This window comes from Actinoplanes sp. NPDC051861 (assembly GCF_040681145.1).
In the GTDB taxonomy this organism is placed as follows: domain Bacteria; phylum Actinomycetota; class Actinomycetes; order Mycobacteriales; family Micromonosporaceae; genus Actinoplanes.
On the sequence record NZ_JBFAYE010000017.1, the window covers coordinates 185,439 to 198,013 of the forward strand.

Below are 12,575 nucleotides of genomic sequence, written 5' to 3' on the forward strand. Positions count from 1 at the left end.
ACCTCTGGACTGGGGATGAGTGGGAGCGCTCCCAGGAAGGTTCAGAGGACATTGACTCACGTCGTTCATGAATACGCAACGAAACAAAAGGACGCGCCCGTCCTGGCACGGGGGAACCGGGACGGGCGCGTCACCATCCATGATCATTGATGGTGCGGCATTTGGCAAGTCTTCGGAGAAAACGGCGTTACGCGCTGAAAAGACCCTTACCCGGCGCCGCCGACGATCCCCGGACCCGCAGCGCCGGGCTGATCACGATCCGATGAGCGGGCCGGTCCGGGTCGGCGAGCCGGTCCGCGACGAGCCGGACCGCCGCGCGGCCGATCGAGCGCCGGGGCGGCCGGACCGCGGTCAGCGGCGGGCTGAACATCCCGGCCACCTCGTCGTCGTACGCGATCACCGACAGGTCACCGGGGATCGTCAGATGCCGCTCCTCGCACCGCTGGACCAGCGCGATCGCCTCCGGGTCGGCGTGCACCAGCAGCGCCGTGACGCCGCCGGCCAGCGCCTGGTCCAGGACCGCGTCCAGGGCGGCGGCGCAGGACGGCTGCCGCGCGTCGGGCACCCGCGCGTCGACCGTCGCCGCGTCCAGCCCGCACTCGTCGACCGCCTCCATCCAGCCGCGGCGCACGTGCGGCCCGGTCGGGCTGTGCTCGGCGAGCACCAGGCCGACCCGGCGGTGGCCGAGCGAGGCGAGATGGCGCACCGCCATGGCGGCGCCGAGCGCGTGGTCGGTCACCACCGACTCCAGGGCGGCGTGGTGCGGCCCGGCGGTCGCGGTCCGCTCCAGCAGGACCACCGGGATGCCGATGCCGGCCAGCCACTCGACGGTGTCCTGCGCGGTGGGCGCGTCCATCCGGGGCGTCACGATCAGGGCGTCCGTGTCCTGCTGGTCCAGCAGGCGCTCCAGCTGCGGCCGGTCGTTCACGGTGTCGTAGGACGAGCCGCGCAGCACCACCCGCATGTCCAGCTCACGGGCCGCCTCCTCGGCGCCGCGGGCGACGTGCGGCCAGTAGTAGTCCAGCGACGGCACCAGCATGCCCAGCGCGCGGCCGGTGGAGGGGACCACCTCGGCGCCGGGCAGGGTGACGCCGCCGTGCACCCGGCGGACCAGTCCCTCGGCGGCCAGCTGGGCGATGTCGCGGCGGATGGTCACGGCCGAGGACTGCAGCGTCTCGGTCAGGTCGGAGACGCGCAGCACGCCGTCGCGCTGCAGTGCCTCGAGCAGGCGGGCCTGGCGCTCGGCCTGCAGCGGCCCGCGTTCCGTTGCGCTCACCGCCGCTCCTCACAGGTCAGCTCGAGACTACCGACCGTGCCGAGGCCGGTGACGTCGATGTCCAGCCGGGTCAGCCGCTCGCCCCACACACCGCTCAGCTGCGGGTCGTCCAGCTCGCGGACCACGGTGCGGCACGGCACGGCGGGTTCCCAGGTGAGCATCAGGACGCCGGCGCCGTCGAGGGCGATCACCTCGGCGCGGCCCGGCCCGGCGGTGACGTCGCCGGCCAGCACGAGATGAATCAGCGTGGGTGCCTCGCCTGCGGCGGGCGTGATTTCCCAGGCATCACGGAGGGTGATGCGGCCGGCGGTCCGGTCCAGCCGGGCGTCTCTCACCCATGACTTCACATGGGTACGGGGATAAGCGCCCGCGATGTCGAGGAGGAGGCCGTCGTCCCCCGCCGCCACGGCCCGCGCGGCGAACTCCCGGCCGGGTTCCTGCTCCGCCCCGCCGATGGTGGGCACGTTGTGCCAGCCGCTGCGCATCGTCCAGATCGAGTAGCGGTCCGGCCCGAACGTCTGCGCGGTGTAGGTGGGCCGCCCCGGATCGACGACCACCGGCACCCCGCCCAGTGCCACCACGAAGCTGCCCACGTCGTTGTGGTTGTGGTGCTCGTCGTTGTGCCCGCCCTTGATCGCCAGGGTGAGCCCGGCCGCGCTGCCGGCCCGCGGCCGGGCGATGCGCACCTGTGTGGACGGCAGCCACACGTCGCGGGGCAGCGGCGCCGGTCCCGGCCGCGCGGCCACCCACTGCGGGTCGGTGAGCGCGCGGATCACCCGGCCCACCCCGTCCGACTCGTGTGCCACGCCGTCCTGCGGGCGGCGGTGCGCGGCGGCGTACGCCTGTGCTTCGAAATCCCCCGCCCGGCGGGCGGCCCGGTGCAGCGCCGCCCACGGCATGTCCGGAAGGGGCCGGGCCGGGCCGTCCGCGTGGTTGAGGTGCCACGGGTCGCCCAGCTGCATCCGGTGCGGGAACGCCACGGTCTCGGTCGGCGGGGGATCCTCGCCGATCAGCTCGAGCGCTTCGAGGAGCCGGCAGGCGCCGAACCACCAGTAGTGGTACCCCTCGTCGATCGCGCCGTCGGCCGGCAGACCCGCCGCGAACCGGCGCAGGCCCGCCACGGCCGCGCCGATCAGGCCGGGATCCGGCTCGAGCTGCAGCGCCGCGGTCAGGATGTCGCCGTGGATCCACGCGGTCCAGTTGCCCACCGGGCCGTCCAGGCCGAGCCAGCGCCAGTCCCGGCGCTGCTGGAACGGCCGCAGGACGCGCAGCTGGACCTCGTGCCGGATCCGGGCGCGCACCCCCGGCATCCGCTCGTCGAACTGGTCGCCGAGCAGGTGGTCGGTCCAGGCGAGCAGGGCGGCCACGTCTCCGGCGCCGAGGTCGACCCACGGGTCGGTGACGGTGGGCACGACCGCACCGTGCCGCCGGAACGTCTCGTCGTGCGCCGGCCAGCACCAGGAGCTCTGCTCGCAGAGCAGGATCACCCCGTCGGCGGCCTCGTCGATCCAGCGAGGGTCGAGGGTGGCCGCCGCGAGCACCGCCGCACGGGTCAGCCGCTCCTGCCGCGCCCAGAGGATCTGCTCGTACGAGTCCCGGTCGCCGTCGCGGTGGAAGCGCGCGTAACCGGAGGCCAGCGGGAGCGGCCACGGCTCGCCCAGGGTCGCCTCGCCACGCGCCAGGAGCCCGCGGATCGTCGGCTCGTCCACGTCGTCCCACACGCGTCGATCGCTCGCCGCGGGCACCGGCAGCCCCATGATCCTCCTCTGAACGTTTCTGATCGTATTAGATCGTTCGTTCAGGCACCGAGCAAGCAGTCGCAGCGAATTGCCAGGTCACGACGTTTAATAGACAACCGTTGACATGTTCGTTTGTGAGCGTTAACGTTCCCGAAACCGGAGCCGTTCACCCACTCGGAGCGTGACGCGTGCCCCCAAATGCCTTGAAAAGCCGCGACGACTGGCTCCGGCTGGCCGACCTGATGCTCACCGCCGCACGACGTCATGCCTCCCCCGGCCACGCCCGGATCACGCCACCCGGACCGCCCGGCGGTTACGGCCGCGACGTCGACGGACTCGAGGGCTTCGCCCGCACGTTCCTGCTCGCCGGCTTCCGCATCGCCGGCTCACCGCGGGACACCACCGGCCTCGCCGAGTGGTACGCGCGGGGCATCGCCACCGGCACCGACCCGGACTCGCCGGAGCGCTGGGTGCGCCTCGACGAGCACGGGCAGGCCAAGGTGGAAGCCGCCTCGATCGCGCTGATCCTGGACCTGACCCGGCCCTGGATCTGGGACCGGCTCGAGTCGGCGGTGCAGCGGCGCGTCGTGGACTACCTGTCCCCCGCGGTCGGCGACGGCACCTATCCGCAGATCAACTGGGTCTGGTTCCGGCTGGTCGTGCAGACGTTCCTGCGCTCGGCCGGCGGACCGCACTCGCCCGTCGAGATGGCCGAGGACCTGGCCACCCACGACACGTTCCGCCGGGCCGGCGGCTGGCTGTCGGACGGGCCGGAGCGCGCCTACGACCACTACGCCGGCTGGGCGTTGCACCTCTACCCCACGCTGTGGGCGCGGATGGCGGGTGCGGCGGACCTCGCCGCCGGGCGCCGCGAGCGCGACGTCGCCGCACTGGACCGGTTCCTGCTCGACGCCGAGGCACTGGTCGGCGCGGACGGATCGCCGCTGCTGCAGGGCCGCAGTCTGACCTATCGGTTCGCGGCGGCCGCGCCGTTCTGGGCGGGCGCGATCGCCGGCGTGCCCTCGATCCCGCCGGGCCGGCTGCGCCACGCCGCCGCCCGGATCGTGGAGCACTTCGCTTCCAACGGCGCGCCGGACGAGGACGGCCTGCTCACGCTCGGCTGGCACGGCCGGTGGCCCCGGCTCGCCCAGTCGTACTCGGGGCCCGGCTCGCCGTACTGGGCGGCCAAGGGCCTGCTCGGCATCGCGCTGCCCGCCGGCCACCCGGTGTGGACCACGCCGGAGGAGCCGCTGCCGGTGGAGACCGGCGACGTCCTGCGCGCGGTGCGCGCACCGGGATGGATCCTCTCCGGTACGCGCGACGACGGCGTGGTCCGCGTCCTCAACCACGGGACCGACCACGCCACGGACGGCGCCACCAGCGCCGACTCCCCGCTCTACGCCCGGCTGGGCTACTCCACCGCCACCGCGCCGGTCCTCGCTGAGCCGGGCTGGACGGCGCCGGTGGACATGTCCGTGACCCTGATCGACGAGACCGGCCGGCAGACACACCGGACCGGCATGCGCGCGCTCGGCGTACGGATCGATCCCGGACCTGTCCCGGTGGGCGTCGCCGCCTCGGCCGGGCCGGCCCGGTGGGTCGAGGCGGGCCCGGAGCAGACCGGCCACGGCAACGGCCGCACCGGCTCCTCGGAGACGGCCGGCCGGCTCACCGTGATCTCCCTGGTCCGCGGTCCGTGGGAGGTCCGGCTCGCCCGGGTCACCGCCGGCCCGGCGGCGGTCCGGCTGCGCCTCACCGGCTGGCCCGTCACCGGCGACCGGCTGACCTCACGGCTCGTCGCCCTGTCCCCCGGACACACCGAGGGTCACAGCTCCTACGCCGACGGCGGGCCGCTCGGCTCACCCGTCCGCGTGCCCTGGCTCGACTTCCCGGTCCGCCCCGGAACCTGGGTCGCCGCGCTCGCCGAGCTCACCGGCGAACCTGCCGCGACAGCCGCTCCCGCCTGCTCGATCGACGGGACGGACGCCCTGGTCACGTGGCCCGACGGCATCGACACCCGCACCAGCATCGACACATTTCTTAAGGAGTAGAGGATGAAACGCTCGATCGCGGCGGCCCTCGGCGCCGCCACGGCGATCTCATTGGTTCTGACCGGCTGCAGCGGCGACGGGGACTCCGGCAGCGGCTCCGGGTCGAACACGCTCACGCTCGCAGGCTGGAGCCTGGCCACCACACCGGAGTTCAAGACGCTGGTCGACGGGTTCCGCGCGGTGAACCCGGACGTGACCATCGAGCTCAAGGAGTACGACGCCGCCAACTACGACACCCAGATGATCGCCGACCTGGCGGCCGGCAAGGCACCCGACATCTACGTGCAGAAGACGCTGAAGAACTTCTACACGTACCAGACCGGCAAGCAGCTGCTGGACGTGTCGGACGTGGCGGGCAAGCTCGGCAGCACGGTGGCCGGGTTGCCGACCTACCAGGTGGAGGGGAAGACGTACGCGATCCCGTACCGCCAGGACTCCTGGGTCCTGTACTGGAACAAGGCGCTGTTCGCCCAGGCCGGGGTGAAGCCGCCGGACGGGTCGTGGACCTGGGACGACTACGTGACCGCGGCCAAGGACGTGACCACGAAGCTGAAGGCGAAGGGCTCCAAGGCGGTCGGGGCGTACCAGCACACCTGGCAGTCGACCGTGCAGGGCTTCGCGCTGGCGCAGAGCAGCGGCGCCGACCTGACCAGCGCCGACTTCGCGTTCCTGAAGCCGTACTACGAACGGTCCGTGGACCTGCAGACGGCCGGCGCGCAGGTCAGCTTCGGTGACGCGACCACGAACAAGCTCACCTACCAGGCGCAGTTCGGCAAGCAGCAGGCCGCGATGATGGTGATGGGCACCTGGTACATGGCGACGCTGCGCAGCCAGCAGGAGAAGGGCGACGCCGACAAGTTCGAGTGGGGCATCGCCCCGGCGCCGCAGCAGACGAAGGCCACGACCGGCACGTCGGCGACGCCGGTGACCTTCGCCGACCCGACCGGCCTCGGCATCAACCCCGCGATCGGCGAGGGCAAGGTCGAGACGGCCAAGCAGTTCCTGGCGTACGCGGCCGGGCCGGAGGCGGCCAAGGCCCTCGCCGCCATCGCGATCACGCCGGCCGACACCACCGCGGTCAAGGACAGCTTCTTCACGATCTCCGGGGTGCCGACCGACGACCTGTCGAAGTTCACCTTCGCCAGCCACGACACCAAGCCGGAGAACCCGGTGGGCAAGTACACCGCGCCGCTGCAGAACATCCTCAACGACCTGCACAGCGCGGTGCTCTCCGGCAGCAAGCCGATCGACGCCGCGATCACCGAGGCGCAGGACCGGGCCAAGAACGAGGTCATCGGCAAATGACGACGTCGCACGTGGCCGGCCGCCGTCGCGGCCGGCTGGTGTGGCGCAACACCGCGGTGGGGTGGAGTTTCCTGCTGCCGAACTTCGCCGGCTTCGCGATCCTCACGCTGGTGCCGGTCGTGCTGCTGTTCTACTACTCGTTCACCGAGTGGAACATCTTCGGCGGCAGCACCTGGAGCGGTACGGCCAACTTCCGCCAGCTGTGGAACGACTCCAGCTTCTGGACGGCGCTGCGCAACACCTTCTACTACGCGGTGTTCCACATCCCGCTCACGATCGCCGTCTCGCTGAGCCTCGCGCTGCTGCTCAACCGCAAGCTGCGCGGGGTGGCGTTCTTCCGGACGGTGGCGTTCTTCCCGTACATCACGTCGATCGTGGCGATCGCGCAGATCTGGAACATGCTGTTCAGCCCCGGGTACGGGCCGGTCAACGAGATCCTGCGGGCGATCGGCGTCGACAACCCGCCGGGCTGGACCACCTCGGCGGACTGGTCGATGCCCGCGGTCATCATCGTCGGCACGTGGCGCGACATGGGCTACTACATGCTGCTGTTCCTCGCCGGGCTGCAGACCATCCGGGCCGAGTTGTACGAGGCCGCGACCGTGGACGGCGCCGGACCCTGGCAGCGGTTTCGCGCGGTGACCCTGCCGGGACTGCGGCCGACCACGTTCTTCATCACCGTGCTGCTGACCATCAACAGCTTCAAGATCTTCGACCTGATCCTGGTGATGACCGACGGCGGGCCGGGCCAGTCGACGCTCGTGCTGTCGCAGTACATCTTCCAGAAGGGCTTCGAGGAGAACCAGTACGGCTACGCGTCCGCGGTCTCCATCGTGCTGTTCGCCATCTGCTTCCTGGTGACGATCGTGCAGTTTCTGGTCAACAAACGCAGGGATACGGCATGAGTACGCTGTTGCAGCCCGCGCCACCGGGCGTGATCGAAGAACTCGGCGCCGGGCCACGCCGCCGCACCAGGGGCGTCTGGCGGGTCCTCGGATATCTGGCACTGGCCGTGGCGGCGGTCGCCGTGCTGCTGCCGTTCTACTGGATGATCATGTCGTCACTGAAGACGAACAACGACGTCTTCACGATCCCGATCAAATGGTGGCCGGACGAGCCGGTGTGGAGCAACTACGCCGACATCTGGGCGAAGTCCGACATGACGACCTGGCTGCGCAACACCGTGCTGCTCTCGGCGGCGGTCACCCTGCTGCAGGTCTTCACCGGGAGCTTCGCCGCGTACGGATTCGCCAAGGTCCGTTTCCCGGGCCGCGACGTGCTGTTCCTGGCCTACATCGGCACCCTGGCCGTGCCGTGGCAGTCCTACATGATCCCGCAGTTCGTGATGATGTCGAAGTTCCACCTCACCGACACGCTCTGGTCGATCATCGCGCTGCAGGCGTTCGGGCCGATCGGCGTCTTCCTGATGAAGCAGTACTACGAGTCGGTCCCGGACGAACTGATCGACGCGGCGCGCATCGACGGGATGAGCGAGTACGGCATCTACCGACGGATCATGCTGCCGCTCTCGGTGCCGGCGCTCGCCAGCCTCACCCTGATCACGCTCGTCACGACGTGGAACGACTACCTCGGCCCGCTGCTCTACCTGCGCAGCCCGGACCTGTGGACCATCCAGCTCGGATTGAAGTCGTTCATCAACCAGTACAACGCCGAGCATGCGCTGATCATGACGGGCTCGGTGCTGTCGGTCCTGCCGATCGTGGTGATCTTCCTGCTCGGCCAGCGGTACTTCGTCGAGGGAGTCGCCACCACGGGACTGAAGGGCTGAGGCGATGCGGATCCGATTCGACACGTTCAACGCCGTACTCGGTTCGGCGTACGTCTTCCTGATGACGAACCTGATGCTGACCGCCTCGCTGGCCCCGCTCCTGGCGGTGGTCCTGCTGACCGACCCGGCACGGACCTGGCCGCTGCTCGCCCTGCTCGCGCCGATGGCCGGGCCGGCGCTCTGCGCGGTCTTCACCGTGCTGGCCCGCTGGACCGACGACGCCTCCACGACGGTGGCCGGCACCTTCGCCCGCGCCTGGCGCGGCACCTGGCGGCGCGCCACCGGGGTGACCGCCGCCGCGACCGCGCTGATCGTCGTGCTCGGCGTCGACATCGCCGCGCTCTGGGGCCGGGCAGCCGGCGCGGTCGCGATCCCGGTGCTGGCCGTCCTGATCGTGCTGGCCGCCGCGACCACGCTGCTGGTCCTGGCGCTGCTCGTGGAACGACCGGGAGTGCGGCTGCGCGACGCCGCGCGGGCCTGCGCCTACCTGGCGGTCCGCCGGTGGCACCTGACCGTGACCTCCCTCGCCGTGCTGGCGCTGCTGCAGGCGCTCGTGGTGAGCCGGCCGGCGATCGGTTTCGGTCTCGCCGCCGGTCCCCTGCTCTATGTGGTGTGGGCCAACAGCCGGCACACCTTTGCGAAAGGAACTGCATGACGGTTACCGACACCGAAGTTCTGGGTGGCGCCGCAGCTGCTGCCCTACGCACGATCGACGCGAACCTCGCCGCGTTCGGCGACCACTACCCGGACGACACCACCGTGCACGGGCGATACCGGCCGCGCGAGGGTGGCAACGTGGGCTGGACCACCAGTTTCTGGCCCGGCATGCTCTGGCTCGCCCACGACCTGACCGGATCCGACGTCTACCGCCGGGCGGCCGAGGCGCACGTGGCGAGCTTCGCCGACCGAGTGCGGAACCGCGTCGACCTGGACACCCACGACCTGGGTTTCCTCTACACCCTGTCCTGCGTCGTGCCCTGGCAGCGCTCCGGGCTCGCTGAGGCGCGCGAGGCCGCCCTGGCCGCCGCCGACCATCTGCTCTCCCGAGTGCTCGAGCCGGCCGGGATCATCCAGGCCTGGGGTGCCCTCTCCGACCCGCGGCAGCGCGGCCGGACCATCATCGACAGCCTGATGAACACCCCGCTGCTGTTCTGGGCGAGCCGCACCTCCGGCGACCCCCGGTACGCGGACACCGCCCGCCGGCACACCGCCCAGCTGCGCGACCACATCCTGCGACCGGACGGCACCACGTTCCACACGTTCTACTGGGACCCGTCGACCGGCGAGCCGCTGCGCGGCGAGACCGAGCAGGGCAGCGCCGACGACTCCTGCTGGGCGCGCGGGCAGGCGTGGGGCATCTACGGGTTCGCGCTCAACCACCGCTGGACCGGGGACGAGTCGCTCCTGACCGCAGCCCGGCGGTGCGCGGCGTACTTCCTCGACCGTCTGCCGTCCGACCGGGTGCCGTACTGGGATCTGGAGTTCGGCGACGGCAGCGGCGAGGAGCGGGACAGCTCGGCGGCGGCCATCGCGGTGTGCGGGCTGCTCGAACTCGCGTCGCAGTCGGGGGACCCCGCCTACCGGACCGCGGCCGGCTCGATCCTCGCGTCGCTGATCGCCGGCTACGCGGCGGAGTCCGGCTCGCTGCTGCGGCACGGCGTCTATGACAAGCCGAAGGGCGTGGGTGTGGACGAGGGGAACCTCTGGGGTGACTACTTCTACCTCGAGGCCCTCACCCGCGTCGCCGTTCCGTCCTGGACCGCTCCCTGGTTTTCTCGGTGAAGGAGTCACCTCTCATGGATTACCGGTATCACTGCAACCTGCCCGGCACCCCCGGCCTCAACGAGCTGCCCTTCAACCCCTGTTCGCTGCTCGACTTCCAGCTGTTGCGGCTCGCGGACGGGGAGTCGTGGTCGGGCTCGTCGGGGGATCGGGAGATCCTCGCGGTGGTGCTCGGGGGTAAGGCGTCCTTCCAGGTCGGGGACTCCGCATTCACCGATGTGGGCGGGCGGGCCGACGTCTTCTCGGGCAAGCCGCACTCGGTCTACATTCCGGCGGGGTCGTCGTTCACCGTTTCGGCTGTCGGTGATGTGGAAATCGCTCTGCCCAGCGCACCCAGTGATCTTGAGGTTGCGCCATACGTGATTCCACCGTCGTCGGTGGCTGAGGGCCGGTGGGGAGCGGCGAACTTCGGCAGGACTTATCATCAAATTCTGACGGAAGTCGGGCAACCGTCGCTACCGGCGCGACGGTTGATCGTCGGGGAGACCTACACGCCGTCGGGGAACTGGAGCACCTATCCCCCGCACCGGCACAAGAACGACAACCTGCCGGCCGAGGCCGCGCACGAGGAGATGTACTACTTCCGGGTGGCACCCGAGGGCGGATTCGGGATTTGCCGCCTTTATACCGATGAAGGGTACGAGGAGAACTTCACCGTTCGCGACCACGGCATGCACATGATGCCGGAGGGCTATCACACCGTGGTGAGCGCGCCCGGATACACCACCTACTACCTGTGGTTCCTGGCCGGGACGCAGCGGACCCAGGGCGCGCACGAGGACACCGGCCTCAAGTGGGTGGGCCAGCGCGTGCCCGGCCTGCGGGAACTGGGCCTGTGATCCCTCGCATGTGGACGGTCCAGTCGCTACGCTGAGCCGTGCCGTACGCCCTGGTCGCCCTGTTCTCGGTCCCGGTCCTCGCGGGCGTCGCGAGCGGGTACGCCCTGAGCGGCCGCCTCGCCGGTCTCGCCGCGCTGCGGCCCCGCGCCCTGTGGCTGCTCTGGGTCGCGGTGGCCGCGCAGATCTGCCAGCGCTGGTCACCCGCCGGGATACCGATGCTCGCGATCGTGTTCGCCCTGGTCCTGGTCTGGCTCATGGTGAACCTGCGCCAGCGGGAACCCGTGCTGCGCGTGGCCGGCGCGGCGATCGCCCTGGGCGTGCTGCTCAACGGCGCGGCCATCCTGGCGAACGGCCGGATGCCGTACTCCCCCACCGCCGCGGCGGCGGCCGGGGCGTCCACCCCGCGGGAGACGCCGAAGAACGTGCCGGCCGGCCCGGACAGCCGCCTAACTCTGCTCGCCGATGTCGTACCGGTGCCGGCCCTGCGTGCCGTGATCAGCCCCGGCGACATCCTCATCGGCACCGGCGTCGCCCTAGCCATCGCGGGCGCGATGCGCTCCGCGCGGCGGCGCCGGTCACCGTCCGAACCAGTGGAAGGGGGTGAACCGGTTGAACACTAAGCGCAAATGGCCTCGCGTGGTGGGCGCCGTCTACGTCGTCGCGTCCGTCGCGACCCTGCTCTACACCGTCGGCGCGCCGAAGCTGCACGGCGGCTGACCCGCCGGGCCGGGAGGCGGCGCGGCCGTCCTCCCGGCCACTGGGTCCCCTTCGCTGAACGGATCGGTGGGACACTGCCTGTCGTGGCTTACGACGAGGACCTCGCCGAGCGAATCCGGGAGATCGTGCACAGCGAGCCGGGCCTGACTGAGAAGCGGATGTTCGGCGGGCTGGCGTTTCTGATCAACGGCCATCTGGCGGCGAGTGCGAGCAGCCAGGGCGGCATGCTGCTGCGGGTCGATCCCGCGGAGACGGCGGCTCTCGTCGAGCGGCCCGGTGCCGCACGCTTCGAGATGCGTGGGCGGAAGATGAACGGCTGGTTGCGCGTCGACGCGACCGCTCTGGAGACCGACGACCAACTGGAGTCGTGGGTGACCCGGGGCGTCACGTACGCGCGGTCGCTACCGGCCAAGGACGCCCGGCGGTGATCCCGACGGTGCGTCTTTCGATCAGGACCGGACAGGCCCCATCCCGTCGAGCCGCTGCCCGGCGCTATGTCCTTTCGACGAACCGCCGGTCGTGGTAGACGAGATGTCCTTTTCGCTGGTCCCCGAGACGCACCTGGCGGACCTCGGCGACCACCACGGTGGAGCCGCCGACCGGGACCAGGTGCAGCGGGACGCAGAGCAGGCAGGCGAGCGCACCCGGCAGGAACGGCTCGCCGGTCGGCAGGAACTCCCAGCCCTGCTCGGGGGTGAAACGCGGTGAGCCGGGCCGGGAGAAGTCGTGCGCCAGGCGGGTGTGACCGGGGCCGAGCAGGTTGACGACCAGGCCCGGTGCCTCGGTGACGGCCCGCGCCGACGGTGAGCCCATCACCGAGAACGAGAGCGCCGCCGGCTCCACCGACACCGAGGCCACGCTGGACGCGGTGAGGCCGACCGGACCGGCCGCCGAGATGATCGCGACGCCGGTGGGATAGCGGCGGAAGGCCGTCTTGAAGCGTTCCCCGAGGCCGATGTCGATGTCGCTGATCACGGGGCCGACCCTAGAACTTGAACCTCGCTTGAGGTCAACCGCGCCCTTGACTGACTACCGAGGCGTATCTATGTTTGTCGCAAGTATTTTCAGAAAGTTTCA

At 70.8% G+C, this 12,575-nt stretch carries 12 protein-coding genes; 9 read left to right on the forward strand and 3 right to left on the reverse strand.

The genetic code is table 11. The features are described from left to right. Positions 1-187: 187 nt before the first annotated feature. Positions 188-1,276 carry a substrate-binding domain-containing protein gene (locus AB0M02_RS33900; RefSeq protein ID WP_364234440.1) on the reverse strand — a complete coding sequence of 363 codons (1,089 nt, stop codon included), beginning with the start codon at positions 1,274-1,276 and terminating at the stop codon, positions 188-190. After that, positions 1,273-3,033, reverse strand: a complete 1,761-nt coding sequence (locus tag AB0M02_RS33905) for a heparinase II/III family protein (protein WP_364234442.1) — start codon at positions 3,031-3,033, stop codon at positions 1,273-1,275. The genes AB0M02_RS33900 and AB0M02_RS33905 overlap by 4 nt, the downstream gene beginning before the upstream one ends. Before the next feature lie 170 nt (positions 3,034-3,203). Between AB0M02_RS33905 and AB0M02_RS33910 the strand changes: the two genes are divergently transcribed. The 9 genes from AB0M02_RS33910 to AB0M02_RS33950 all read left to right on the forward strand — a co-directional run bounded on the left by AB0M02_RS33910 (position 3,204) and on the right by AB0M02_RS33950 (position 11,926). Then, positions 3,204-5,066, forward strand: a complete 1,863-nt coding sequence (locus AB0M02_RS33910; protein WP_364234444.1) for a DUF2264 domain-containing protein — start codon at positions 3,204-3,206, stop codon at positions 5,064-5,066. Positions 5,067-5,069: 3 nt separating this feature from the next. After that, positions 5,070-6,371 (forward strand): extracellular solute-binding protein, encoded by a 1,302-nt coding sequence (locus AB0M02_RS33915; protein ID WP_364234446.1) that lies wholly within the window; start codon positions 5,070-5,072, stop codon positions 6,369-6,371. Further along, complete coding sequence (locus AB0M02_RS33920; protein ID WP_364234449.1) at positions 6,368-7,276, forward strand: sugar ABC transporter permease; 909 nt, start codon at positions 6,368-6,370, stop codon at positions 7,274-7,276. The genes AB0M02_RS33915 and AB0M02_RS33920 overlap by 4 nt, the downstream gene beginning before the upstream one ends. Continuing rightward, positions 7,273-8,160, forward strand: coding sequence for a carbohydrate ABC transporter permease (locus AB0M02_RS33925; RefSeq protein WP_364234452.1), 888 nt, complete (start codon positions 7,273-7,275; stop codon positions 8,158-8,160). The genes AB0M02_RS33920 and AB0M02_RS33925 overlap by 4 nt, the downstream gene beginning before the upstream one ends. 4 nt (positions 8,161-8,164) lie before the next feature. Next, positions 8,165-8,815, forward strand: a complete 651-nt coding sequence (locus AB0M02_RS33930; protein WP_364234453.1) for a DUF624 domain-containing protein — start codon at positions 8,165-8,167, stop codon at positions 8,813-8,815. Then, a complete protein-coding gene (locus AB0M02_RS33935) occupies positions 8,812-9,942 on the forward strand; it encodes a glycoside hydrolase family 88 protein (RefSeq protein ID WP_364234456.1) in 1,131 nt (376 codons plus the stop codon). Before AB0M02_RS33930 ends, AB0M02_RS33935 begins: the two co-directional genes overlap by 4 nt. A gap of 14 nt (positions 9,943-9,956) precedes the next feature. After that, positions 9,957-10,781, forward strand: coding sequence for a 5-deoxy-glucuronate isomerase (gene iolB, locus AB0M02_RS33940; protein WP_364234458.1), 825 nt, complete (start codon positions 9,957-9,959; stop codon positions 10,779-10,781). A 38-nt stretch (positions 10,782-10,819) separates the two neighbouring features. Next, entirely contained in the window at positions 10,820-11,401 is a 582-nt protein-coding gene (locus AB0M02_RS33945) for a DUF5317 family protein (RefSeq protein ID WP_364234460.1), read from the forward strand. A 180-nt stretch (positions 11,402-11,581) separates the two neighbouring features. Continuing rightward, on the forward strand, positions 11,582-11,926 hold the full coding sequence (locus tag AB0M02_RS33950) for a TfoX/Sxy family protein (RefSeq protein WP_364234462.1): 345 nt from the start codon (positions 11,582-11,584) through the stop codon (positions 11,924-11,926). Positions 11,927-11,990: 64 nt separating this feature from the next. On the opposite strand, the gene AB0M02_RS33955 is transcribed toward AB0M02_RS33950, so the two are convergent. After that, positions 11,991-12,473 carry a flavin reductase family protein gene (locus AB0M02_RS33955; RefSeq protein WP_364234464.1) on the reverse strand — a complete coding sequence of 161 codons (483 nt, stop codon included), beginning with the start codon at positions 12,471-12,473 and terminating at the stop codon, positions 11,991-11,993. Between the last annotated feature and the right edge of the window lie 102 nt (positions 12,474-12,575).